A 21777-nucleotide genomic window follows, 5' to 3' on the forward strand; every position below is an offset into this window, starting at 1 on the left:
GGTCCGGTCAGCTGCTCAGAGCGGTGATCGTGAGGGTGGCGCGGTAGGCGCCCTTGTCGACGCTGCCCGGGATCTTCAGATCCAGGTCGGCGCCGAGCTTGGCCGTACCCCGGGGGTGACCCTGGTCGGCCCAGCCGAGGCCGCGCGAGACGGAGAGGCCCTGGCCGTTGTCGTCGTAGGCGGAGGCCACCGAACCGCTGGCCTTGGCGCCGGCCCCGTCCTTGAGCACGTTCGGCGTCCAGCCGAGGTAGGCGCCCGAGAACGACTTTCCGGCGTCCTTGAAGTCGCTCACGCTCGACGAGATCGACCACGGGGCGAGCGAGCGGCGGCTGTCCGACACGACGATCGGGTTGATCTTTCCCGTCGCGTCGAAGTAGTCGCCGTTGTGCTCCTTGGCGGTGCCGAGGTCCACCAGGCCGTTGTAGCCGTCGATCGTCCAGCCGAACTCACCCGGCGCGGCGTTGGGCACGTCGACCTGGAGGTCCTGGCCGGAGCCGTGGTACGGGTGCACGGTGACCTTGTCGGTGACCGAGCCGACCGGCTGCCCGGACGGAGTGTTCTTGCAGGAGACCTGGCCCAGCTCCACCGAGGCGTTCGGAGCGGCGCACGAGCCGCTGCGGACGTTCTCGACGACGAGCTTGTCCTTGCGCACCTGCACCTTGACGTAGGTGCGGACGTGCTCCTGGTCCTGGACCGAGTTGTACCAGTAGTTGTCCGGGTTCAGCGGGTCGGGACCGTTGCCGGCGCCGCTCGTACCGCTGGTGTCGGGCTTGGTGATGTCGTAGTACTTCGAGCCCGAGGCGGAGTTCGCCGTGATGTAGAGGACACCGCCGGGACCGGGGTACACATCGGCGGCGGCCGGCTTCTCGTCCTTGTCCGCCTTCTCACCGTTCTTGATGAGGTAGCTGCGCGAGTAGGCGTGGTCGTGGCCCTGGAGCACCAGGTCGACGCCGAGCTTGGAGAAGGTGGCGGGGAGGTCGGTACGGCGCACCTTGGCGTCGCTGTCCTTGGCGTGGGCGGCCGGCGAGTAGATCGCGTGGTGGTAGACGAGCGCCTTCCACTTGGCCTCGGAGCCGTGCTTGTTGATGACGTCGGTGACGTACTTGATGTGCGCCTCGTCACCGCCGCCGCCCGAGGCGGTCCGGTAGCTGTTGCTGTTGATGTCGATGAACAGCACATCCTTGTAGATGTACCAGTAGTTGCCGCCGGAGGTGTTGGACTCCGGGTTGCCGTTGGAGTACAGCGGTCCCGAGCGGTCCGTGTTCGGCGTGGAGAAGTGCTGCTCGTACGCCTTGCCGCCGACGTCGTGGTTGCCGATGGTGGCGGCCCACGGGTACTGGCGCAGCTTGTCGGGTGCGAGGAAGGCGTTCCACTGGGACTCGGTGTTGGCCGTCTCGACCTGGTCGCCGCCCGACACCAGCAGTTCGGCGTCCGGGTTGGCGCCGAGCGCGACGTCCAGGGTGTCCTGCCAGCCCGCCTGGTCCTTCGCCACGTTGCCGGAGGCGCCGATCTGCGGGTCGCCGAGGAACAGGAAGTCGTAGTCGCCCTTGAAGTCCTGCGTCTTGAAGGAGTACGCCGGGGACCAGTTGCCCTCGGAGCCGACGCGGTAGGAGTACGCCGTGTGCTCCTTCAGACCGGTCAGTGTCGCGTTGCGGTTGAAGCCGCCGCTGGTGGCGATGTTCGCTCCGCCCAGAGCGTCGAAGGCGGCGGCGCCGGCCGGGAACTCGCCATTGACGAGCTGCGCGGTCGGGGCGAGCTGGACCTTCTGGGCACTGTCGGCGGAGGAGTACCACGTGACGGTGCGCTGGGTCTCGTTGGCGCCGACACCGAGGACGATGCCGGTGAGCGCGGTCGGCTCGGCGGCACCGGCGGGGGACGCCGAGCCGCTGCCGAGGGCTACGGCCAGGCCCAGGAATGCGGCGGTGACCCCGGTGGCCACACGGCGTCTCGCAGGCACGGAGACCTGTTTCGAGGTGCTCGATCTCATCAGTTCTGTTTCCCTCTGCGCACAGTGGTGCATGAAATGGAGATAAGGAATGTCTCGCTCCACGGTGAACCGGAGGCGAATGAGGGCTTTGGGCCGTCTGAACATGACAAGTGGCCGCGCCGGTCTCTGTACTGGCATCAGAGCCCGAACGCCCGTTGTACGAACCAGACCAGGCCCATCACGGTGACCCCCGCGCAGATCGCGCCGGTCAGCCAGCGCCCGGCCGCCGGTGACCGGCGCCGAACCAGGAGCAGCAGCGGGAAGACGGCCGCGATGATCGCCAACTGCACTGCCTCGATACCGATGTTGAAGACCAGCAAGGACCACAGCAGGGTCCACGACCAGGCCGCTTCGATACCCAGCGCACCCGCGAACCCCAGTCCGTGCACGAGGCCGAAACAGAACACCACCCCCAGGCGGGTCCAGCCCGCCCGGTCCAGCCCGAACCGGCCGCCCTCCGCCGTGAGATCGGACGCGTGCGTGCCGCGGCGCCAGAGCCGCCACAGGTACCAGCCGGCGACCACCGCGATCGACAGCGCGATGACCGGCTCCACCAGCCCCGCCTCCACGTCGACCAGGCCGAGGGCGGCGAGCAGGAACGTCACCGAGTGCGCCAGGGTGAAACTCGTGGCCGCGAGCACCACTTCACGCGGGCGCCGCGACCCGGCGATGAGCGCCAGCAGGAACAGGATGTGGTCGATCCCGGTCAGCAGGTGCTCGCCGCCCAGCCGGAAGAACTCCCAGAACCGCGCGTACCACGGCTGATCGATGGAGAAGGACGGATGGGCCGCGTCGAGCGCGGCACTGCCCGAACGGCCGTCTACCTCGTACGTGACGATCGTCTTGGTGCCGGTGACATAGCCCTCGGCGTCCGGGAACAGCCCGCCGCGCACCGTGTGGGCGTCGCCCCTCCCCGGACAGGTCCAGTCGAGCAGCAGACCGGCGTACGGGACGCCCTCCCGTTGGCTCATGGTGAACGCGCCGACCGGCGCCGGTGTGCAGGCACGGCCCTCCGAGGCGACGGAGAAACGCCCGGTGACGTACGAGACCACCGACTTCCTGTGCGTGTTGAGCGCCGCGGCCTGCTCCGGCGCGTCACCGGATTCGAACGCGGCGGTGCCCGCCCGGAAGAGGGCGTCGTCGCGCTCGGCATCGGCGGCCGAGACGACCAGGAGGTCGTACTCCAGCCCCAACGCCGTTCGTACGGTGCCCCCGTCACCCTCGGAGACGTGCGCGTACACGCTCGATGTGAACCCGTGGGCCGACGCGGGATGCCCTGCGCCGAGAAGGGTGATCACCGCCGCGGCGATCCCGATGACGGCACGGCGGACCTGATTCGACATGTGGCTCCTTGAGGTTGCCCGTGCACCGTGCGCGGTACGGGTGAACAGCACCCGGCCCGTCGGCGAACCTCGGAAGAAGAAGTCCGGCCACGGGCGTTCGCGGATATCGCGAGAGGGAGCCGGGGCGTGAGGATGGGGACACACCACCCGCCATCACCCGGAGGACGATCGCCTTGCGCCGCCCGCTTCGGACCGCCGCCATCCTGGCCGTGGCCGCCACGCTGGTCACCGGATGCGGTTCCGGCGACGACTGGTCGCGCCCGCGCCCCGAGCGGAGCGCCCGCGGCACCCTCGGCCCGGGCTTCGTCGAGCCCTCCTCCTCACCGACCCCGGAGTCGACCGTCACCCCGCGGCCCGGCTCCTGGGACGGGGTCCACCCGCCGAAGGGCTACCGCGTGGTCCTGCTCACCACCGGCGACGACCGCCCGGCCAAGGCCCTGGTGGCGGCGGTCGGGAAGTGGGCCGAGGAGGAGCACGCCGACCTCAGAACGGTGGTCGCCGACCATCCGTCCGACCTCATCCCCAGCATCACCAGGGCCCTCGACATGGGCCCGGACCTGATCGTCAGCGCGGGCAACGACCTGGTCGACCCCCTCGCCCTGGTCACCGCGAACCACCTGGCACAGCACTTCCTGGTGGTGGGCGCGGAGCTGGCCGAGCCCACGCAGAACGTCACCGCGGTCAACTGGCCGGGCGCCGCCTTCCGCGGCGAGGGGCTCGGCGCGTCCTCGGCGTACGACCCCGGCTCGTTCACCGCCGAGCGGTGCGCGGACGCGGTCCGCGCCGGTGTCGCCGCCGTACTCAACGACCTGACGGGGATCGTGATCCGGGTCGGCGAGTGAGCGCCGCCCGCGTCAGCCCCGGACGGCCTCCGCCGCACGGGACATCGCGCGCAGCGCCCCGGCTGACGGCGACCCGGGAACCGCGGTGTACACGAGCACGATCTCGTCCGGGTCGCCGGTCATCCGGAGGGCCTCCCAGGAGAACTCCAGCAGGCCGTAGGGCGGACGGCGCAGGACGACCGTCGAGTGTGTCGTCTCCAGGACATGCTGTTCCGACCAGAGCCGCCGGAAGTCCTCGCTGCACTCGGAGAGATGCCGGATCTCGCGGGCGAGCTCCGGGTCCCGGGGCCGCTTGCCGGTCTCCGTCCGCAGATACGACACGGCCTCGCGGGCCTTCGCCTCCCAGTCGACGTACAGCAGCCGGGCCTGGGGATCGGTGAAGACGAGCTGCCCGACCGTCCGGCGTTCGACCGGTATCAGGGCGAAGTCGGCGAAGACGTCGGACGCCGGCCGGTTCCAGGCCAGCACCACACCGCCCCGGCCGACCAGATAGGCGGGCGTGTCGGACATCGAGTCGAGGACGCGCTGCACACTGGGCCGTACCCCACCGCCGTCCGCCTCCGTTCCCGAGCGCGCGCCTTCGGCGGGAGCGCTCGGCCGCGCCAGACTGCGCAGGTACTGGCGTTCGCCCGGGCTCAGCCGGAGCGCGTCGGCGACGGCGTCCAGGACCGTGTCCGACACCCGCGACGCCTGGCCGCGTTCGAGCCGGATGTAGTGCTCGACGCTGACGGCCGCGAGCGTGGCGATCTCCTCGCGGCGCAGTCCTCTCACCCGTCTCACGCCATGGTCGGGTAACCCGACGTCGTGCGGGTGCAGCCGGGCCCGGCGGGAACGGAGGAAGTCACGGAGGGCATTGGGGGTGTCCATGCCATGATTCTTCGCCACCCGGTACCCCACCCGCCAGTAGGCATGCTCACGACCGTGCCGCGTGCCAGGGCACGCCATGACCTCCCACGCGTGGGGCGGGAGGGGCGATCCTCGTACCACGGCCTTCGCACCGGAGGCACACCCCGCTGCCGCTCGCTCCGGCGCCGGCCCGTCGAAAGGACCCGAACCGTGCCCCACGCCCCCTTACATGCCCGCGACCACCGATGCCGGTTCACGGTGCGGCACGCTCGACCAGGAGGTGGCGGGGGCCGCGCAGTACGGGGCTGCGCCGGTACGGTGGCGGGTCGTCGAGCAGCAGGGGGCCATCGAGGCGGCGCAGCAACGCCGTGAGCGCGATCTGCGTCTCGATACGGGCGAGCGGAGCGCCGAAGCAGTTGTGCACACCGCTGCCGAAGCCGAAGTGCTGGTTGTCCTCGCGCAGCGGGTCGAAGCGGTCAGGGGCTTCGAACCGCAGGGGATCCCGGTTGCCGGAGGCGAGCACGAGGATCAGGGGCGCGCCCTTGGGGACGGTGACGCCCGCGACCTCGATGTCGGTGAGCGGTGAGCGCTGGGGGAGGAACTGCACGGGAGGTTCGTAGCGCAGCAGTTCCTCCACCGCCCCCGGCATGAGCGCGGGATCGGCGCGCAGTTGTTCCAGGATGCCGGGGTGGCGCAGCAGGGTGAGCATGCCGTTGGTGATCAGATTGACGGTGGTCTCGTGCCCGGCGATGAGCAGGAGAACCGCCGTGGCCATCAACTCCGCGGGGGTGAGGCGGCCTTCGGGGCCCTCTTCGTTGACGAGGGCGGAGAGGAGGTCGGCGGAGGGACGGCCGCGGCGGTGCTCCGCGAGATCTCCCATGTACAGGGCCATCGCGGTACGGGCCTCCCGGGCCGTGCGCCGGCGCTGTTCCGGGTCCTGGTCGGGGGTGAGGTCGACACCGGCGATGATGTCGTTCGTCCAGGCGCGGACGCGGGGCACATCGTCGTGGGGCACGCCCAGGAGCCGGCAGATCACCGTGACGGGGAGCGGATAGGCGAAGTCGTCGACGAGGTCGATCCGGTCCTTGTCCCCGAACGCGTCGATCAGCTCCTCGGCGATGCGGGTGATGTCGCCGTGGAGGGCGTCGATCCGTCCCGGGGTGTGCGGCGGGCCGAAGGGACGCATCGCGAGGCGGCGCAGCCGGTCGTGCTCGGGGTCGTCGAGTCCGATGAAGGCGGGCGGCAGGCCCTCCGGCGGGAGCAGCGACTCGTCCGGGTCGATACGGTTGTGGAGGTCCGAGCTGAGCCGGGGGTCGTGGAGCAGGGCGGCGATCTCGTGGTAAGTGCCCACCAGATAGGCGCCGTTGTCCTGCCGCACCACACCGTTCTCACGGAGTTCGGCGTAGAGCGGATAGGGGTCGGCGCGGTTCGCGTAGTCGGTGATACGGCGCATGAGGGTGTCCGGGGTCATACGGGGGGCTCCTCCGCGGCGGCGGACGGCGCGCCGTTGTGGCCGTGCCGTACCAGGGTCAGATACCGGTCAGGCAGATGGCCGGTGAGGGCCACGGTCGGGCCGTGCGAGAGCAGTTGGGGGGAGGGCACGTCGGAGGGGACGGGCACCGCGGCGGCGGGCCGGTCGGCGGCGCCGGGCGCGGGGGGAAACGGCGCCGCCGTCTCGATGAGGTGCTGGTAGTGCTCCAGCCATTTCGCACGGTTCACACTGACGGCGGCGGTGACACGGCCCCGGTAGCCGTAGACGGCGACGAAGCGGCCCTCCCTCAACGAGCCCTGGGCGATGACCACATGGTCGGAGAAGGTCGGCACACCGACGGACTTGATGTTGAGGCCGAACTGGCTCGACCAGAAGGCGGGCACGGTCAGGTGCGGCCGTCTGCGCGGTCCCGGGCTGATCATGTTGTGGGCCGCGACCTCGGCCTGTGCGACCGCGTTGCCCCAGTGTTCGAGCGAGAGCATCTGGTACTCGAAGAGGGGATGCGGGAAGCGGGCGACGTCACCGGCGACGAAGACGTCGTCCGTGACGATCCCGTACATGTCGAAGGCACGGCACCCCGCGTCGCAGGCGACGCCTCTGGGCCCGGCGGCCAGCCCAGATCCGGTGAGCCATTCGGTGTTGCGGACGGCGCCCAGGGCGACCACGGCGACCTCGGCGTCGATCCGGCCGCCGTCGGAGAACTCGGCGCCGGTGAGCCGGCCGTCGCCGCCGCTTCTCAGCGCGGTGACCGTCACCCCGCAGCGCAGATCGACCCCCCGCGCGCGCTGCGCCGCCGCGGCGAAGCCGCCGAGCGCGCCGCCCAGCGCGCCGACGAGCGGCGCGGGTCCGCGCTCGGCGACCGTCACCTCCAGGCCGCGCTCCCGGCAGGCGGAGGCGATCTCGGAGCCGGTGAACCCCGCGCCGATCACCAGGACCCGGCGCGGCCCCGCGTCGAGACGCTCGGTGAGACGGGCCGCGTCATCGGCCGTACGCAGGGTGAACACCCCGTCCAGGGAGGCTTCGCCGGGGTCCGGCCAGGGTCGGGCCCGGGTGCCGGTGGCGATCAGCAGCCGGTCGTAGGGGAGCTGTTCCCCGTCGGCGAGGATCACCCGCCGCCCGGCCGGGTCGACCCCGCCGGCGCGTACCCCCAGCTTCCACCGCGCGTCGATCTCCCGGCGGCGCGGCAGCCCGACGTCCCGCGCGCGCACCCGCCCGAGCAGCACCTGCTTGGACAGCGGCGGCCTGTCGTACGGCGGGTGGGGCTCCTCCCCGACGAGGGTCAGCGATCCGGCGAAGCCTTCCGCCCGCAGCTTCTCGGCGGCCCGCAGACCGGCCAGCGAGGCCCCGACGACGACGATCCGGTCCACGCCGTTCACGGGGCACCGGGCCCCGCCCGCTCACCGACGAGGATGGCCTGCACCGGGCAGGCCGCCGCCGCCCTGCGGACACGTTCGAGCTGATCGCCGGGGACGGCCGGTGTGAACATCAGGGACTCCTCGCCGTGCAGCTCGAACACCTCGGGGGCGAGGAACACACACTGCGCGTAACCCTGACAACGATTGAGGTCGACAACGATCTGCATCCCGGTACGCTCCTCCGCGCCGCCCGCCGTCTCCGTCCTACTCCCCGCCGGCGCGCGGCGCGAGCGGTGCTACTCCGCCGGTGTCCGGAAAGCGCGTGGGCGAATGGCCGGATGACGTCCAGCGCATCGGTGTGCTCCCTCCGTCATAGAGGTGTTGTGAATCGCCTGGCCGGTACGTACCGGGCAGGCGATTCTCCGTCCATGGTTGGGGAGACCACATTGACCAGCAGGAAAAGGATCACGGCCACCGCGGTGGCCGTGGTGCTCACGGCGGGGGCGGTGACCGGGGCATCGGCCGTGCCGTCGCCCGGCACGGCAGGGGCGAGCCCGCCGGTGGACGGCGGCGCCGCGCGTGCCGGTGCGGTGGTGACACTGATCACCGGCGACCGGGTGCTGATGAACACCGACGGCGATGTGCGTGAGATCCGCAATGCCAAGGGGCGCGAGTCCGTTCGGATGTCGGTGAGCCGGATCGGTGGCAACACCTATGTGATTCCGTCGGACGCCCGGCGGCTGATCGCCCGCAAGGCGCTCGACCGGCGGTTGTTCGATGTGACCGGGCTCGTCGAGGCCGGTTACGACGACGCGGGCCGCGACACGGTGCCGCTGATCGTGTCGTACGGCACCAGGAGCGCCGCGTCGGCGAGGTCGGGCCTCACCGGGGCGGGCGCGTCGGTGAGGCGGAGTCTGCCCGCCGTGCACGGCGCGGCGGTACTGGCGCCGAAGCGCGGCGGGTCGAAGGTGTGGCGGTCGCTCACGGCCACCGCGTCCCCGTCGCTTATGGGGGCCGCGACGACGGGCATCGAGCGGGTCTGGCTGGACGCCAGAGGCCGGGTGAGCCTGGACCGGAGTACCGCGCAGATCGGCGCCCCGGCCGCGTGGGAGGCCGGTTACACCGGCGCGGGCGTGAAAGTCGCCGTCCTGGACACCGGTGTCGACGAGACCCACCCCGACCTGGCGGGCGCCGTGATCGGGAAGAAGACGTTCTCGGACGCGGACAACTCCGAGGACCACTTCGGCCACGGCACCCACGTGGCGTCGATCGCGGCCGGCTCCGGGGCGAAGTCGGGCGGTACGTACAAGGGCGTCGCTCCCGGGGCGAAGATCCTGGACGCCAAGGTCACGGACGACCGCGGGTTCGGCTCCGCCTCCTCGGTCATCGCGGGCATGCAGTGGGCCGCCGACCAGGGGGCCAAGGTCGCCAACGTGAGCCTGGGCTTTCCGGAGGACCCAGAGAACGACCCGATGAAGGAGGCCGTCGACCGGCTCTCGAAGGAGACGGGGATCCTCTTCGTCATCTCGGCCGGCAACAGCGGCCCGGACGCGAGAACCGTCACCTCGCCGGGGAGCGCGGAAGCGGCGCTGACCGTCGGCGCCGTGGACCGTGACGACTCGATCGCCGGCTTCTCCAGTGCCGGCCCGGCGGTCGACGGCTCGCTGAAGCCGGACATCACCGCTCCCGGTGTGGACATCGTGGCGGCCAAGGCCGCCCGGGGCATGATGGGTTCCCCGGCGGCCGACGGCTATGTCTCGGCGTCGGGGACCTCGATGGCGGCCCCGCATGTCGCCGGTGCGGCGGCGATCCTCGCGCAGCGGCATCCGCAGTGGCCGGGCGAGCGCATCAAGCAGGCGCTGACCGCGTCCGCGACCCCCGGCGCCGGGCTGACGCCGTACCAGCAGGGAACGGGCCGTGCCGACGTGGCGAAGGCGCTGACCCAGACCGTCGTCAGCGAACAGACGTCGGTGAACTTCGGGACGGCGCGGTGGCCGCACACCGACGACAAGCCGGTGGCGAAGACGCTCACCTACCGCAACGACGGCACCGGGGCCGTCACCCTCGACCTGGCGCTGGAGACCCGGGGACCGGACGGCGGCGCCGCCCTGGACGGGTTCTTCCGGCTGGGCACGGAGCGGATCACCGTGGCCCCCGGGGAGAGCACCGACGTGCGGCTCACCGCCGACACCTCGGTCGGCGGCGTGGACGGCGACTTCTCGGGCACGGTGGTCGCGACCGCCACCGAGGGCGGTCACCGTGTGCGCACCACCCTGGGCGTCGTCCGCGAGGTGGAGTCGTACAGCCTCACGATGAAGTACCTCGACAACAAGGGCGAGCCCGCCGCGGCGTACTCCGAGCTCGTCGCCCTCGACAGCGATGTCGAGGAGCAGGTCTCCGCGGAGGCCGGCGAGGGCGAGGTCACCGTACGGATACCGCGCGGCGAGTACACCGTCAGCACCGAGGTCGACACACCGGCCCCGGGCGGTGAGCCCGCCGTCGCACGGTTCGTCCAGCCGAAGCTGAGGCTGACCGGGGACACCACGGTCACCATGGACGGCCGCGAGGCCAGACCCATCGCCATCACCACCCCGGAGGCCACGGAGTTCGACGGCGGCTGGCTGAGCTACCGGACGTACGACACCGAGGGGCAGTCGGTTTCCAGCAGCAGGGATTGGATCGGCTCGACGGAGGGCTTCACCTTCGCGCACGTCGGTGACACACTTCCCGACGACGAGTTCGAAGCCACCCTCGGCCTGCGGTACAGCAAGGACTCCACCTCCTACACCCTGGTCTACGACCGCCGGGGCAGCTACTTCACCGGCTACGCCCACAAGGTCGACACGAGTGAACTCGCCCTGGTGGACATCGGGATCGGCGCCTCGGTGCAGGGCAAGCAGGGGCGGGTCGACGCCGTCTGGCAGCGCACGGGCCAGCTCCGGACCGGGATGTACGTCCCCGGCCGGAAGGCGTTCGCACTCCCCGCCGGGTTCACGCAGTATGTGAACACCCCGGCAGGCTACGAATGGAGCTTCTTCTCCGGCCAGCAGGCCCTGGGCGCCGATCCGTACGACAACGAAGTGTCGTACGGGGGCTCGGACTTCACGACGTACCGGGCGGACACACGGTACGACACCACCTACAACGTGGGTGTCTTCAGCCCGAAGATCGCCGAGGGGCGTGCCGTCCGGTACGACGACGCCCTCTCGGTCTGCCCGCTGACCGTCGACGGAGCCGGCCACACCGCCGGTTCGCAGCTGTCCCGGTCCAGGACCGTGGTCACGGCCGACGGCCGGACCGTCCTCGACACCGACGACGGGCCCTGCTTCTGGCTGGACGGACAGCCCCCTGCCGAGGCCGCGTACACGGTGTCCACCGAGATATCACCGGGCGCGGAGGTGGCGGCGACCAGCACCCGCACCCGGGCGAGCTGGACGTTCACGTCCGCGTCACCCGGTGCGGACGGGTCGAGCCCGCTGCCGATGTCGACACTCACGTTCTCCCCGGAACTGACACCGGAGAGCACCGCACGGGCGGGTACGGAGCTGACGGTTCCCGTGACGGTCCACGGCCCGGCGGCCGGCGACGGATTCGAGTCGCTGGACATGAGCGTGTCGTACGACGCCGGCACCACATGGCGGCCGGCGGAGGTCACCACCGCCGCGAACGGCGCGAAGAGCCTGACACTGTCCCACCCGGCGTCGGCCACGTCGGTGTCCCTCAAGGCGAAGCTGACGGACACCGATGACAACACCTACGACCTGACGATCATCAAGGCCTACCTGCTCACCTAGGGCGTGTTTGAGTCGATGCCCCGCGGCGAGCGGTCGCCGCGGGGCGTCGGCGCGCGGTCACCCGGGCCCGGGCCTACGCCGTGCGCGCGAGGACGGTCGTACGGCCTCCCAGCGCGGCGGAGAAGTGGTCCGTGACCCGCTCCAGCGCCTCGGCGGCGGCGGGGGCGATGGACGGCGCGCCGTTCCCGCCGCCCTCACCGCTCTCCCCGCCGGTGATGTCCTTGTCGAGGAGGAACCAGCCGGGCACGATGTGCGCCGCGCCCATGGAACTCAGCACCGGACGCAGCGCGTAGTCGATGGCCAGCACATGGGCCGTGCTGCCGCCGGTGGCCAGCGGCAGCACCGTCTTGCCCGTCAGCGCGTACTGCGGGAGCAGGTCGAGAAGCGACTTGAGCAGGCCCGAGTAGGCGGCCTTGTAGACGGGCGTCCCGATGACCACGCCGTCCGCCCGCTCGAACAGGGCGGTCGCCTCGACGATCGCGGGATGCCGGAAGTCGGCGCCGAGCAGCGCCTGCGCGGGAAGGGTGCGCACCTCAAGCGGTGTCACGTCATGGCCCTGGAGGCGGAGCCGGTCGTCGAGATGGCGCAGCAGCCGTGTGGTGCGGGAGGTGGGGGAGGGGCTTCCGGAGACGGACAGAATGGTGGCCATGGCGGGACGGACCTTCCGGGATCGAGGCGCGGATGTACCGGGCGGACGGGATCGGGGTGGTGATGGTGGTGGTGGGTGGCGCGACGGCGGCGTTCACCACGCGCTCGACCGCACCGTGATCGGCGGCAGGAGTCCGTTGCGCAGTGTTTCGAGGAAGCCGACGACCTCGGCCGCCACCGACCGGTGCTGGAGGTCGTTGAGGACATCGTGGTGGGCGCCGTGGACGACCGAAAGCCGGGCCCGGGGCAGCGACTTCGCCGCGCGGGCGAGTGCCTCGTGGTCGGCGAGAGGGTCGGCGTCGCCGACGAGGAACAGGGCGGGCACACCGAGTTCGCCCTCGTGGGCGGCGGTGAGTACGGCGTCCGGTACCGCGTCGTCGAGTGCGCCGCGCCGCACCTGGGGGTCCTCGGTGAGGGTTCCACGGTGGGCGGGGCAGGATGTCCGGACGTTCAGCTCGTCGTCCCAGGTACCGGAGGTGCCGGCGGGACCGGCGGGACCGGCGGGACCGGCGGCCCGGCCGGAGAGACCGGGGAGGCCCGCGAGGACGACGGCGTCGGGCCCCCGGGCGTCCGTTGTCCCGTCCCGGGCGAGGAGCGCGGCGATCGCGGCGGCGCCCGAGTCGGCTCCGAGGAGAACGACGGGCCGGACGGCACCGTCCCCGGCCGCGGTGTCCTCGACCGCGTCGAAGACGCGGGCCGCGAAGGCGGTCAGGGAAGCGGACGGATCCCCGGCGTCGAGGACCGGCGCCTCGGTCACCCGGACACGATAGGCGTCGGCGGCGAGCCGCCTGCCCAGCCGGGCGTAGGTCGCCCGGGTCTCGCCGCGGCCGGGCACCACGAGGATCGTGCCCCGGACACGGAGCCCTTCGGGGCCGTGGTAATCGCTGTCATCGGTCATCTCACACTCCTGCGGACGCGGGGTCAAAGCGGTTCGGTGTCAGGTCGCGGTGCCGGCCGGGTCCGGGATGGCCGAGCACCTGGTCGAGGACCGCGGCGGCGCCCGTGACGGGCAACTGGGTGCCGCGCCAGGCGACATGCTGGTCGGGGCGGACCAGGACATTGGTGGTGCCGTAGACGGCGCGGGCCGCCGGGTCGGTGAGGTGGATGACCGTGAAGGGCAGGGACCGGGCGGCGGCCTCGGCGGCGAAGGCCCGCTCGACCGTACGGTCCTCGGTCAGGACGAGCAGCCCGAAGGACGTGCCGAGACGGTCGTGGAGCGTTCCGCCGTGCGGGTCGACGGGACCGTCCGGAGCCCGGTGGCCCGGCCGCGGGTCGTCCTCGTAGACCTCCGCGCGCCAGGGCGGTTCGGTGGCGAGCTGGCCGGGCTCGTACCGGACCACCGCCGAGGCGTCGTAGCGTTCGTCGAAGGTGACACCGGCGGCGTCGGAGCGGTCCTGGCGCAGCCGTTCACCGATCTCGGCCCGTCGCCGCGTGGCCTCGGGACCGAGGTCCGCGTCGTCGGGAATCCCCCCGCGGCGGATCTCGGCCACGGTGGCCCGGGTGCGCAGCGCGTGTGCCAGGGCGTGGTCGGCGACGCGCCAGTTGTGCCGGCGGCGCTCCTGGTCGTACGAGTCCAGCAGGTCGTGCGGGGCATGGCCGGCGAGGACCGCCGCGAGCTTCCAGCCGAGGTTGGTCACATCGCCGATGCCCTCGCCCAGATTGCCGCCGGGCGTCCGCACATGGGCGGCGTCACCGGCGAGCAGCACCCGTCCGCGCCGGAACGTCTCGGCGATCCGGGTGGCGTGGTAGAAGGTCGTCGCGGACACCAGCTCAAGGTCCACGTCGAAGCCGAACGCGGCCCGGCCCACCGCCAGGAGTTCTTCCTCGCCGGGCTCGTGGTCGAGCGGGTACGGTCCCGCGTACACCCGCCACTCGCGGGAGCTGACGGCGGCCAGGAAGCCGGACGCCAGGGCGTTGACGACGATGTTGGTCGCGCTCGGCGCGGCCCCCACCCGGTCGGAGATGTCGCCGGTACGGACGATGAGGCGCAGCCGCTTCTCGGTCGCGTGGCCGCCCTCGCGGCCGATGCCGGCCAGCCGGCGGGTCGTACTGCTCCCTCCGTCGGTGCCCAGGACATACGCCGCGCGGACGGTGCGCGGCCGGCCCGAGCCGGTGTCCACCACCTCCGCGTCGATTCCCCCGGCGTGCTCGCGCAGCGCCGTCAGCTCCCGGCCGCCGGACACACTCACCCCCCGTTCCGCCAGATGATCGAGGAACACCCGCTGGAGCACGGTCTGCGGGCGCCGCAGCGCCTCGGCCGACGAGTGCTGCCCGGGCGCGCGGTCCCGGTCGGTGAACGACGGCCGGGGCACCGGCACCAGCTCGTGCCCGGCCAGGGAGGTGACCAGCCGGGTGCCCCGGTTCCACTCCGGCGGGTAGGTCCACGCGTCGCGTACGTGCTGGAGCAGCCGCCAGCGCCGCAGATGCTCCACGACGCGCGGGCTGTGTCCCATCGCGCCGGCCCGCGCCAGGGTCGCGGTGCGGGCGCGTTCGACCACGGCGGCCCGGACACCGCGGGAGGTCAGCTCGACCGCCGCCGCCAGGCCCACAGGACCCGCGCCGACGATCAGGACGTCCACCTCCGCCGGGGGAGCGGTGGTGGGGAAACGGACGGTGTGGACATCGCGGCCACCGGTCGCTCGCAGTGCGTTCCCGGCTCGGCCCTCAACGCTCATGGTGCGGCCCGCCGTTCACGGCAGGCTCGCCGGGAGTGTGCCGGTTGGCCGGCACCGGCAGACCGAGATTTCCGCGCAGGGTGTCGGCCGCGTACTCGGTGCGGAACAGTCCGCGCCGCTGCAGGATCGGGACGACGCCGTCGACGAAGAGGCCGAGTTCGTCCTCGGTACGGAAGGCGAGGTTGATGCCGTCGAAGGTACCGGCGTCGAACCACTCCTCGATGGTGTCGGCGACGGTCTCCGGCGCCCCCACGAAGGGTGAACGGCGGAACTGGTTCAGGGACTCGGCCACCTGACGCAGCGTCAGTCCTTCGCTGGCGGCCCGCTCGATGATTCCCGCGGCGCCCGTGCGACCGCCCTTCTCGGCGAGGTGTGCCACGTCGGGGAAGGGCGCGTCCAGGTCGTACGCGCTGAAGTCGTGGGCGCCGAAGGAACGGCCGAGCAGGGCGAGGTTGCGGTCGAAGTCGTTGTCCTCCTCGAAGATCTCCCGCTCGCGGCGCAGGGCGGCCTCGTCGGTGGCCGCGACGACCGGGCCGCCATGGATGAAGATCTTGATGTGGTCGGGGTCGCGGCCGTACGAAGCGGTGCGCTTCTTGATGTCCGCGTAGTACTCCTGTGCCTGTCGCAGGGTGCCGCCCGGCGCGTAGATGCCCTCGGCGACCCGCGCGGCGAGATCGCGGCCCTCCTCGGACACCCCGGCCTGGAAGATCACCGGCTGGCCCTGCGGGGAGCGGGAGAGATTGAGCGGCCCCGCCACCTTGAAGTGCTCGCCCGCATGGTTGAGTTCGTGCAGCTTGGCCGGGTCGAGAAAGACATCGCGCGCCGGGTCGGCCGGGAAGGCGTCGTCCTCGTAGGAGTCCCACAGGCCGCGGGCGACCTGGACGGACTCCAGGGCGCGAGCGTAGCGGGTGGCGTAGTCGAGGTGCTCGTCGAGCCCGTAGTTCCGGGACGTGCCGGTGTCGAAGCTGGTCACCACGTTCCAGCCGGCCCGCCCGCCGCTGATGTGGTCGAGCGAGGCGAACCGGCGGGCGAGGTTGAACGGCGAGTTGTACGTCGAACTCGCGGTCGCGACCAGACCGATGTGCCGGGTGTGGGTCGCGACGGCGGACAGCAGGGTCAGCGGCTCAAGACGGTTGAGGTAGTGCGCCGGGTAGGTGGCGTTGATGAACTGGCTGTCGACGATGAACAGGGCGTCGAACAAGGCGTGTTCGGCCGCCTGGGCCAGCCGGATGTAGTAGTTGATGTCGATGCTGGCGTTCTTCGCGACGCGCGGGTCCTTCCACAGACCGTGCTGGCCGGGGCCGCCCACGCCGTAGGGGTGGAGCGCGAGATGGATCGTGCGGGACATGGCTTGTTCCTGTTCTGTCGTGGGCTCAGGAGTGCAGGAGCGCGCGCAGCTCCGCGCGTTCGGCGCGGTCGGCGGCCGGAGCGCTGCGCAGGGTCGGCGCGGAACGGACGAGCAGGCGCGTGTAGACGTGCTGGGGCCGGCCGATGACCTCGCGTGCGGGGCCCGACTCGACCAGCTCGCCCCGGTACAGCACGGCGATACGGTCGGCGACGCCGGCGACGGAGCCGAGGTCGTGGGAGATGAAGACCAGGCCCACGCCGTCGGCGCGCAGCTCCTCGAGGATCTGGAGGATCTGGACGCGGTTGGCGGAGTCCAGGGCGCTGACCGGTTCGTCGAGAATGACCAGCCGCGGTTCGGTGACCAGCGCCCGGGCGACCGCGACGCGCTGGCGCTGGCCGCCGGAGAGCTCACCGGGCAGCCGGCCGAGCAGGTCGTCGGAGAGCCGGACGCGGGAGAGGAAGGCGCGCAGCCGAACCGCCGCCTCGTCACGGGACATGCCCTGGACGAGCAGCGGCTCGGCCAGGGACTCCTCGACGGTGAGGTCCGGGTCGAGACTGCGCAGGGGGTCCTGGAAGACGTACTGGATCACACCGCGGCGGCGCAGGGCGCGCCACTGCCGCCGGTCGTACGCACTGGTGTCCTCGCCGTCGACGACGACCGAGCCCGCCGAGGGGCGCACCAGACCGAGCGCGGCCCGCGCGAGTGTGGACTTGCCCGAGCCCGTCTCACCGATGACACCGACGGTCTCGCCCGGCGCGACGCTCAGCGAGATCCCGCGCAGGGCGGGCCGGCGGCGCCGGCGCGACCCGTAGTGCACCTGGAGATCCCTGATGTCGAGGACCGGGCGCGCGGTTCCCTCGGCGCCCGCCGGTACCCGTGAGCTGTCCGTACTCATCTCTCCTCCTCGGGGGCGAGGAACTTCTCCAGGCCGTAGTGCTCGTGCTCGGCGATCAGCAGCCGGGTGTACTCGTGCCGCGGATGGTGGAGCACCTCGTGGGGCGGCCCCTGCTCGACCACTTCGCCCTGCCGCATGACCAGGACCTCGTCGCACAGCTGGGCGACGACGGCCAGGTCGTGCGAGACCACGACGAGGGCCAGCCCGGTCTGTTCGCGCAGGTCGGCCAGGAGGTCGAGGATCTCGGCCTGGACGGTGACGTCGAGCGCGGTCGTGGCCTCGTCGGCGATGAGGATCCGCGGACCGCCGGCGATCGCCGCCGCGATGAGGACCCGTTGGAGCATGCCGCCGGATAGCTCGTGCGGATACTGGCCGTGGACCAGCTCCGGGTCCCGCAGGTGTACGGCGCGCAGCAGCTCGATCGCGCGCCGGCGGGCCTCGCGCCGCTTGAGTCCCTTCTTGACCCGGATGACCTCGGCGATCTGCGCGCCCACCCGGATCGAGGGGTTGAGATAGGACGCCGGGTCCTGGAAGACCGCGCTGATTGTGGCGCCCCGCAGCGCCGTCCACCGCGCGGGCGTCAGGGTGGCGATGTCGCTGCCGTCGATCTCGACCGAGCCGCCGGTGATCTCGAAGTGGGCGGGCAGGATCCCCAGCGCGGCACGGCAGGTGAGGGTCTTTCCGCTGCCGGACTCGCCGACGATGCCGACGGCCCGGCCGGGGGTGAGCGCGAAACTCACGCCGTGCACGATCTCACGGCCGCCCGCCCGGTCCGTGATACGTACGTCGCGTACGGACAGCACCGGGGCCGGCGGTCCGGCCGCGCGGCCGGACCCGGGCTCGGTGGGCTTCTCGGACGCGGCCTCCGACGTGGCCTCCGACGTGGCGTCGGCGTCGGCGTCGGCCTCGGACGTGGCGAGGAGTCTCTGGGACAGTGTCGCCATCACGCACCTCCGGCGGGAACGGGAGCGGAGTCGGAGTCGGTTGTGCCGAGGCGGTTGGCGCGGGCCCTGCGGCTGTTGACCAGCGCACGGCCCGCCTCGCCGGAGACATCGCGGATCGCGTCGGCGAGGAGGTTGCAGGCCCAGACGGTCACCATGATCAACAGAGCGGGGGCGAGCGGCGCCCACGGCCGGTGGCTGAGGTAGCCCAGGTCCGAGGCGAGCAGGCCGCCCCAGGTGGGTGCGGGCGGCTGGACGCCGATCCCGAGGAAGGTCAGGCTCGACACGATGACGAAGCCGACGCCGATGGTCTGGGCGAGGGCGACCGCGATCGGCGGGAGCACCTTGACCCAGACATGACGGCGTACCACCCAGCCGATCGAGGCGCCCGAGACAAGAGCGGCCTCCACGTACTGCGAGCGGGCCACGGTCAGTGTGGCGGCCCGGGCCACCCGGTAGAACAGCGGGGACACCAGCACCCCGGTGACCAGCATCGCCTGGGTGATGCCGTTGCCGAGCAGTGCGATGACGGCCACGGCGAACAGCAGGAACGGCAGGGCGACCAGTGTGTCGGTCAGCCGCAGGGTGATCCATTCGAAGACCCGCCCCAGATAGACCGAGAGGATCCCGGGGACCGCGCCGACACCGAGCGCCGTGAGCGCGACCTCGAACGAACCGAGCACACTGACACGGGAGCCGTCGAGAAGCCGGCTCAGCACATCGCGGCCGAGGTAGTCGGTGCCCAGCCAGTGGGCGCCCGACGCGGTGGCGAGCGTGGTGTCGCTGGTGGCCAGCGGATTCTGCGGGGCCAGCAGCGGTCCGAACAGGGCGAGCAGAGCGATCACCGACAGGATGACCACCGCGATCCGGCCGGACGTCAGGGAGAGCACGCGGCGCACCATGGTCACACCCCCCGCTGGGATGCCGGCGTCACACGCGCCAGCACCAGGTTGACGATCAGATTGAAGGAGACGACCAGAACGATCGACACCACGAGGACGCCCTGTACGGCGGGTACGTCGCCGGCCTGGGCGGCGTCGTTGGCGAACCGGCCGAAACCCTGCAGACCGAAGATCCACTCCGTGACGACGGAGGCGCCGACCAGGGAGGGAAACTTCAGCCCCAGAGTGGCGAGCGCCGGCCCGAGGCCGTTGCGCAGCACATGGCCGAAGAAGATCCGACGCGGACTCAGCCCCCGCACCACCACGCCCGTCACATAGTTCTCCTGGTAGGCGGTGATCAGGCTGGTGCGCAGCTGGCGGGCGACATCGGCGACGACGTCGAAGCTCAACGCGACGGCGGGGAGGGTGATATGGGCGAGCCAGGGGCCGAGCCCCTGCGCCGCCGGAACGTAACCGGCCGACGGGAACAGACGCAGCCCCACCGCCAGGACCGCGACCAGCACGATACCGACGACGAAGGCCGGCATCACCGAGATCACCGTGACGAACCCCGTGATCGCCCGGTCCACCCAGGTGGTGCGGCGCAGCGCCGCGACCGTGCCGAGGACGAATCCGGCGACCACACCGATCACCAGCGCGAAGGTCGCCACCGACAGGCTCACGCCCAGGCCGAGGCCGATGAGGGTGGAGATGTCGGCGCCGTTGGTCCAGCTGGTGCCGAGCTGTCCGCGCAGCACACCGCCGAGCCAGTCCCCGTACTGGACCAGGAAGGGCCGGTCGAGGCCCCACTGGGCCTCGACCCTGGCGACGGCTTCGGGAGTCGCCTCCTCGCCCAGCTGGATCCGCGCCGGGCTGAGCCCGCTCAGTGACCGCAGCGCGAACGTCACGAACGTCGCTACCAGGAAGACGGGCACGAAGATCGCGACCGACCGGGCGAGGGTGACCGGGACGCGGCCCAGAGCGTGCCGTGTCCATCCCGCCGCGGCCTTCGGACGGACGCCGGTCGTGGCCTGTGCCTCAGCCGTCGTCATGGGTTGCCTCCTCTCTGTGTGGTCTCCGTGTGGTGAACGGAGTGTCAGTTGTAGGCGCCGATGGTCACACCGGTCCAGTCGATATGGGCCGGGTTCTCCGGGAGTGCGGAGATGGACTTGCTCTTGGCGATGAGGTTGGGCGAGGAGTAGGTGAAGACCAGCGCCTTGCTCTTCAGACCGGCCCGGGTCGCCGCCTGCAGCACCTTCGCGTAGTCGGGTGAGTCCAGCGGGGTCTGGCGGACCTTGGCGACGGCGGCCTCGAAGCCGGCCGGCTCGTAGGGCGAGCTGAGGTTGAGCGGGCCGTTCGGGCCGAAGTGCGCGGTGAGGGTCTGCGCCGCGGAGTCGCGCCCCGTCGTTCCGTACAGCGAGAGGGTCAGGTCCTTGGCGAAGAACGGGGTGGCCCAGTTCTTGTCGATCTTGATGGTGACGGTGATGCCGGCCTTGGCCAGCTGCTCCTGGACGATCTCCGCCTGGGGGTCCTCCGACGGGATGACCAGGTCGAGCTTGATGTCGCCCGCCTTGTAACCAGCCTCGGCGAGAAGCTTCCTGGACTTCGCCGGGTCGTAGGCGTAGGCGTTCTCGGATGTCGGGTCGTAGGCCACGTACCCCTTGGGGAACGGCTGGTCGGTCACCTCGCCGTAGCCGAAGGTCAGTTTGTCGACGAACTCCTGCCGGTTGATCGCGTGGCGGACGGCGTCGACGACCTTGTCGTTGTCGAACGGCGCCTTGTTGATGTTCAGGCTGATGTTCGAGGCGTTGAACCCTGGCAGGACGAAGACATCAAGCCCGGCCTTCTTGGCGGCGTCCGCCTGACTGGGCGCGATGTCCGCGAAGTTGTAGACACCGGTCTGGAGTCCGGAGACGACCGTGGAGGCGTCGGGGGCCGAGGTCAGCTCGACGTTGTCGATGTGGATGTTCTTGGCGTCCCAGTACTCCGGGTTCTTCTTCAGCACCGCCTTGGTCCCCGGTACGAGCTGGGTGACGGTGAACGGCCCGGCGCCCACCGGGTTCCGGTCCAGTTCCTCGGGGGACGAGGCCGCCTTGGGGCTGGCGATCTGCAGCACACGCTGACCGAGCAGCTGCGGTATCTGGTAGTCGACCTGGCTGAGGTGGACGACCGCGTCCAGTCCGTCGGCGTCCACCGACTTGATGGAGGTGAGGTCGCCGAAGAGCGCCGAGTTCTTCTGCTTCTTGGCCCGCTCGATGGCGGCCTTCACGGCCGCGCCGTCCACCGGCTCACCGTCGCTGAACTTCAGATCGGGGCGCAGATGGAAGGTGATCCGGTCGCCCCTGTCGTTGTACTCCCAGCTCCTGGCCAGATCGGGGACGGCCTTCCCCGTCTTGTCGGTTCGGGTCAACGACGCGTACACCAGGGAGAGTTCGCGGAACTGGGCGCCGCTTCCCCCGACCACCGGATCCCAGTGGGAGGGGAAGTAGGAGGAGGTCCACTTCAGTGTGGCGCCGCCGCTCGCCGACGCGGCGTCACCCCCGCAGGCGCTCAGCGCGGGGACGAGTACGGAGACGAGGGCGGCCCCCAGGGCCGTGGCGCGCAGTCGGCCGGGGCGGTGTGGTGTGAGGCGTCCGGGCATCATTTTTCTCTCTTCGGAAAGGGCGGTGTGACCCGGCGCCGGACACCGGCTCAGCCCTGGACCGACCCACCGGCGCGGGCTTCGGCGAC

At 71.4% G+C, this 21777-nt stretch carries 17 protein-coding genes; 2 read left to right on the forward strand and 15 right to left on the reverse strand.

The genetic code is table 11. The annotated features are described in order from the left end of the window. Positions 1-7 precede the first annotated feature (7 nt). Positions 8-1987 (reverse strand): fibronectin type III domain-containing protein, encoded by a 1980-nt coding sequence (locus tag AB0389_RS21150; RefSeq protein ID WP_366396974.1) that lies wholly within the window; start codon positions 1985-1987, stop codon positions 8-10. 137 nt (positions 1988-2124) lie between these two features. Beyond that, positions 2125-3330, reverse strand: a complete 1206-nt coding sequence (locus tag AB0389_RS21155) for a HupE/UreJ family protein (RefSeq protein ID WP_366396975.1) — start codon at positions 3328-3330, stop codon at positions 2125-2127. Positions 3331-3503: 173 nt separating this feature from the next. Here AB0389_RS21155 and AB0389_RS21160 point away from each other — a divergent pair, with 173 nt between their 5' ends. Beyond that, positions 3504-4172 carry a hypothetical protein gene (locus tag AB0389_RS21160; protein WP_366396976.1) on the forward strand — a complete coding sequence of 223 codons (669 nt, stop codon included), beginning with the start codon at positions 3504-3506 and terminating at the stop codon, positions 4170-4172. A 12-nt stretch (positions 4173-4184) separates the two neighbouring features. Here the strand turns inward: AB0389_RS21160 and AB0389_RS21165 are convergent, their stop codons facing one another. The 4 genes from AB0389_RS21165 to AB0389_RS21180 all read right to left on the reverse strand — a co-directional run bounded on the left by AB0389_RS21165 (position 4185) and on the right by AB0389_RS21180 (position 8092). Then, complete coding sequence (locus AB0389_RS21165) at positions 4185-5039, reverse strand: helix-turn-helix domain-containing protein (protein ID WP_366396977.1); 855 nt, start codon at positions 5037-5039, stop codon at positions 4185-4187. Between the two features lie 232 nt (positions 5040-5271). Then, on the reverse strand, positions 5272-6489 hold the full coding sequence (locus AB0389_RS21170) for a cytochrome P450 (RefSeq protein WP_366396978.1): 1218 nt from the start codon (positions 6487-6489) through the stop codon (positions 5272-5274). Next, positions 6486-7886 carry an FAD-dependent oxidoreductase gene (locus AB0389_RS21175; protein ID WP_366396979.1) on the reverse strand — a complete coding sequence of 467 codons (1401 nt, stop codon included), beginning with the start codon at positions 7884-7886 and terminating at the stop codon, positions 6486-6488. Before AB0389_RS21175 ends, AB0389_RS21170 begins: the two co-directional genes overlap by 4 nt. After that, positions 7883-8092, reverse strand: a complete 210-nt coding sequence (locus AB0389_RS21180; RefSeq protein WP_366396980.1) for a ferredoxin — start codon at positions 8090-8092, stop codon at positions 7883-7885. The genes AB0389_RS21175 and AB0389_RS21180 overlap by 4 nt, the downstream gene beginning before the upstream one ends. Positions 8093-8311: 219 nt before the next feature. On the opposite strand from AB0389_RS21180, the gene AB0389_RS21185 reads away from it, so the two are divergent. Further along, complete coding sequence (locus tag AB0389_RS21185; RefSeq protein WP_366396981.1) at positions 8312-11659, forward strand: S8 family serine peptidase; 3348 nt, start codon at positions 8312-8314, stop codon at positions 11657-11659. A 73-nt stretch (positions 11660-11732) separates the two neighbouring features. On the opposite strand, the gene ssuE is transcribed toward AB0389_RS21185, so the two are convergent. From ssuE to AB0389_RS21230, 9 genes are all read right to left on the reverse strand, one after another. After that, the gene (ssuE, locus tag AB0389_RS21190) at positions 11733-12308 is read right to left on the reverse strand and encodes an NADPH-dependent FMN reductase (protein ID WP_366396982.1); all 576 of its coding nucleotides are present in this window, start codon (positions 12306-12308) and stop codon (positions 11733-11735) included. A 93-nt stretch (positions 12309-12401) separates the two neighbouring features. Next, positions 12402-13205: an alpha/beta hydrolase gene (locus AB0389_RS21195; RefSeq protein ID WP_366396983.1), complete on the reverse strand. Its 804-nt coding sequence runs from the start codon at positions 13203-13205 to the stop codon at positions 12402-12404. Position 13206: 1 nt separating this feature from the next. Next, complete coding sequence (locus tag AB0389_RS21200) at positions 13207-14982, reverse strand: FAD-dependent monooxygenase (RefSeq protein ID WP_366396984.1); 1776 nt, start codon at positions 14980-14982, stop codon at positions 13207-13209. Continuing rightward, positions 14972-16330 carry an LLM class flavin-dependent oxidoreductase gene (locus AB0389_RS21205; protein ID WP_366396985.1) on the reverse strand — a complete coding sequence of 453 codons (1359 nt, stop codon included), beginning with the start codon at positions 16328-16330 and terminating at the stop codon, positions 14972-14974. Before AB0389_RS21205 ends, AB0389_RS21200 begins: the two co-directional genes overlap by 11 nt. A 25-nt stretch (positions 16331-16355) precedes the next feature. Continuing rightward, the gene (locus tag AB0389_RS21210; protein WP_366396986.1) at positions 16356-17225 is read right to left on the reverse strand and encodes an ABC transporter ATP-binding protein; all 870 of its coding nucleotides are present in this window, start codon (positions 17223-17225) and stop codon (positions 16356-16358) included. Next, complete coding sequence (locus tag AB0389_RS21215) at positions 17222-18169, reverse strand: ABC transporter ATP-binding protein (RefSeq protein WP_366396987.1); 948 nt, start codon at positions 18167-18169, stop codon at positions 17222-17224. Before AB0389_RS21215 ends, AB0389_RS21210 begins: the two co-directional genes overlap by 4 nt. Beyond that, positions 18169-19068 (reverse strand): ABC transporter permease, encoded by a 900-nt coding sequence (locus AB0389_RS21220; RefSeq protein ID WP_366396988.1) that lies wholly within the window; start codon positions 19066-19068, stop codon positions 18169-18171. The genes AB0389_RS21215 and AB0389_RS21220 overlap by 1 nt, the downstream gene beginning before the upstream one ends. A 2-nt stretch (positions 19069-19070) precedes the next feature. Then, positions 19071-20099 (reverse strand): ABC transporter permease, encoded by a 1029-nt coding sequence (locus AB0389_RS21225; RefSeq protein WP_366396989.1) that lies wholly within the window; start codon positions 20097-20099, stop codon positions 19071-19073. Positions 20100-20143: 44 nt separating this feature from the next. Beyond that, a complete protein-coding gene (locus AB0389_RS21230; RefSeq protein ID WP_366397031.1) occupies positions 20144-21688 on the reverse strand; it encodes an ABC transporter substrate-binding protein in 1545 nt (514 codons plus the stop codon). Positions 21689-21777 lie beyond the last annotated feature (89 nt).

Origin of the sequence: Streptomyces sp. NPDC093109 (assembly GCF_040701725.1) — a bacterium.
Classification (GTDB): domain Bacteria; phylum Actinomycetota; class Actinomycetes; order Streptomycetales; family Streptomycetaceae; genus Streptomyces.